Source organism: Homoserinimonas sp., from assembly GCF_056262345.1.
On sequence record NZ_JBACFR010000109.1, the window covers coordinates 1 to 2,047 of the forward strand.

Here is a 2,047-nt window from a genome sequence, read left to right on the forward strand (position 1 = left end):
TCCGTTATCTGTATTGATGAGTTCGAGCTTGATGATCCCGGCGACACCAGGATCATGACGCGACTGTTGGGCGAGCTCGTGGCGACGGGAACCCGCATCGCAGCCACCTCAAACACTCCGCCGAACGCGCTGGGGGAGGGCAGGTTCGCTGCGCAGGACTTCTTGCGAGAGATCGACGCCCTGTCTGGCCAATTCCTGACTCTGCGAGTGGATGGCGTCGACTACCGTCATCGCCAGAATTCCGGCCACGCAATCAGCGTTCGCGAGGATGAGTTCGAGACAACGCTGCGGTCACTCTCTGGCGGGTTTACCGTCGATTCGTTCGACGACGTCCTGGGGCTGCTGTCTCAGGTGCATCCCTCACGATACGTCAAGCTGGTTGAGGGGCTTCAGCAGATTGCGCTTCGCGACGTTCACCCGTTCGCTGGCCAGACGGATGCTCTTCGCTTCGTTGCCTTCGTTGACCGTTTGTATGACGCGCAGGTGCGCATCGTAGCGACGGGCACTCCTCTCGATCAGGTGTTTCCCGATGAAATGCTCGCGGGCGGGTACCGCAAGAAGTACCTCCGCGCCATGTCGCGGCTCACGGCTCTGACAGCGGGAGCGCCCGAGTAGGCGCTTCCGCGCGCTTCCTGGGCTTTGCACGGGCAATCCACTGCGGCACGAAACACGCTGTTTACGTTGCCGCGATGCGCGTAACTTAAGCGAAACGTGCCAACAGTCCCGCCGAAACCTTCTCGCAAGAAACTGAGCGTCGTACCCGAAGTCGCAGCCTCATCTGGTGAGCGGCAGAGGTTAGACCCTTTGCGAATTGAGAGAGGTAATAGGTAACTCCTATGGATACCGGCGAACTTGCTTGGGCCATTACGGCCACCGCCCTAGTTCTACTGATGACACCGGGCGTCGCATTCTTCTACGGCGGCTTGGTCAAGGCCAAGAGCGTCGTCAGCATGATGATGATGAGCTTCGGCTCCCTTGCCCTGGTTGGCGTGTTGTGGATTCTGTACGGCTACAACATGTCCGCGGTCGAGGGCGTATGGGACTTCGCGGGCAACCCGTTCTCGAACTTCAGCCTCGCGGGTGCTGACAACGAGACCCTCGTTGGCGCGACCTTCGGTGCGACCTTCGCGATCATCACTGTCGCCCTCATCTCCGGTGCCATCGCGGACCGCGCCAAGTTCGGCTCGTGGATGCTGTTCGCTGGGCTCTTTGCGACCCTCGTCTACTTCCCGGTAGCCGCGTGGGTGTGGGGCGGCGGCTGGATCCTCAACCTCGGCGAAACTCTCGGTCTCCCCGGAGTCATCGACTACGCCGGCGGAACCGCGGTGCACATCAACGCCGGTGCCGCTGCGCTTGCTCTCGCCCTTGTACTCGGCAAGCGCGTCGTCTTCCAGAAGGGCGCTCACAAGCCGCACAACGTTCCTCTCGTGCTCCTCGGTGCCGCAATCCTCTGGTTCGGCTGGTTCGGCTTCAACGCTGGCGCCGAGTTCGCCAACGGTCTTGAGGGCGTCGGCCTGATCGTCATCAACACCCTCGGTGCTACCGCTGCGGCAATCCTCGGCTGGCTGGTCGTCGAAAAGGTCAAGGATGGCAAGGCCACGGCGGTTGGTGCCGGTTCCGGTGCGGTCACGGGTCTCGTCGCAATCACGCCCGCCTGCGCCAACCTCGAGCCCGGCTGGGCCATTGTGCTCGGCCTGCTCGCCGGCGCCGTGTGTGCCGTCGCTATCGAGCTCAAGTTCAAGCTCGGCTTTGATGACTCGCTCGATGTCGTGGGCATCCACCTCGTCGGTGGTCTCATCGGAACCCTGTACCTGGGCTTCTTCGCCATCGACACCGGCCTCTTCACCGGCGGCGACTTCGGGCAGCTTGCGGTTCAGGCCATCGCGGCTGGCGGCGTCATGATCTACTCCTTCGTCGTCGCGGGCATCCTCGGCTTCGGAATCGAGAAGACCCTCGGATTCCGGGTCAAGAACGAAGACGAGGTCGCCGGTATCGACACGATCGTTCACGGAGAAGAAGGCTACGCACTCGAGAACGCATAACGCCT

At 62.0% G+C, this 2,047-nt stretch carries 2 protein-coding genes; both read left to right on the plus strand.

Annotation, left to right across the window (positions count from 1 at the left end):
* Nucleotides 1-615, plus strand: a 615-nt coding sequence (gene zapE / locus AC062T_RS05610) for an AFG1/ZapE family ATPase (protein ID WP_476028181.1), incomplete at its 5' end; no start/stop codon positions are given.
* A 221-nt stretch (nt 616-836) separates the two neighbouring features.
* On the plus strand, nt 837-2,042 hold the full coding sequence (locus tag AC062T_RS05615; protein ID WP_108516591.1) for an ammonium transporter: 1,206 nt from the start codon (nt 837-839) through the stop codon (nt 2,040-2,042).
* Nucleotides 2,043-2,047 lie beyond the last annotated feature (5 nt).